At 44.2% G+C, this 1,173-nt stretch carries 1 protein-coding gene; it reads left to right on the top strand.

Features of this window, described 5'->3' with window-relative positions; translation table 11 throughout:
- Positions 1 to 67 precede the first annotated feature (67 nt).
- Positions 68 to 1,173, top strand: a protein-coding gene (locus tag D1Z90_RS20680; RefSeq protein WP_119912651.1) for an IS3 family transposase whose coding sequence is annotated in 2 segments (ribosomal slippage) — positions 68 to 317 and positions 317 to 1,173 — 1,107 coding nt annotated over the 2 segments. Because the reading frame shifts where the segments join, the coding sequence is not laid out codon by codon here. This gene is flagged as partial in the annotation.

The raw sequence follows: 1,173 nt of genomic DNA, 5'->3' as shown, positions 1-1,173 counted from the left end.
TGTTCTGGTCTAATTCAATTGGACACTTAATTTTGAGACAATATCGTCAATAGATTAAGGAAATGATATGAGCCTGAAAAAATCACATAAAAGCTACCCTCAAGATTTTAAGGATGAAGCCGTTCTGATGGTGACAGAGCAAGGCTATAGCGTTGCAGAGGCGGCCAAGTCACTTGGCGTTGGCACCAGCCTGCTTTACAAGTGGAAAGAGAAGTTCGAAGCACAGCGACAAGGTAAGGCTTTAGAGGAATCTGAGCTGGATGAACTGAAGCGATTGCGTAAAGAAAACAAACAATTACGTATGGAGAAAGAAATTCTAAAAAAGGCCAGCGCCTTCTTTGCAAAGGAAATGAAGTAAAATTCAGTTTCATTAAAAAACAGTCTGGCCAGTTTCCAGTCATCTTACTTTGCTTCGTAATGGGAGTGAGTAAGTCCGGTTATTATGACTGGCTTAAGCGCCCTGCAACCGTCATCAGCTTGGATACGTTGAAATTATATCGACGTATCCGACGCCTTTTTGAAAAGAGCCGTGGCAGCTTAGGGAACCGTGAAATGGTAAAGAGACTGCGCAAAGAAGGCTATCAAGTGGGTCGCTATCTTGTTCGTAAAATGATGCGTCGCTTACGGCTTAAAGTCACACAACGCCTGGCTTACAAGGTCACAACAAAGCGTAAGCACTCCGATTTGGTAGCTGACAACCTGCTGAATCAGAATTTTAATCCCACGGCTGCCAACCAAGTTTGGGCCGGTGATGTGACTTACTTAAAAACAGGTGAAGGCTGGATGCATTTAGCCATTGTGATGGATTTATATTCGCGTCGCATTGTAGGCTGGCACATCGACAAACGCATGACGACGGATTTGATAAGTAAGGCATTAATGAAAGCCTATAACCTGCGACAACCAACGCAGGGACTGGTATTTCATAGCGACCGTGGCTCACAATATACCAGTAAGCAATACCGTAAGTTGCTGGCGAGCTATGGAATGAGGTCTAGCATGGGGGATGTGGGAGCGTGTTGGGATAATGCCGTTGTAGAGCGCTTTTTTGGCAGCTTAAAGCATGATTGGCTATTCAAAGTTAATCAGCCAACAAGGAGATTTATGAAGCAAGATGTGGCCGCTTACATGAAGTATTACAACCTAGAGCGACTACATTCAGCCAATGGTGAT

The sequence above is a fragment of the Motilimonas pumila genome (assembly GCF_003596335.1).
Taxonomy (GTDB): Bacteria; Pseudomonadota; Gammaproteobacteria; order Enterobacterales; family CBDFNC01; genus Motilimonas; species Motilimonas pumila.
The sequence above is the reverse complement of the archived record's forward strand: the minus strand, read 5'-3'. Positions and strand labels throughout refer to the sequence as shown.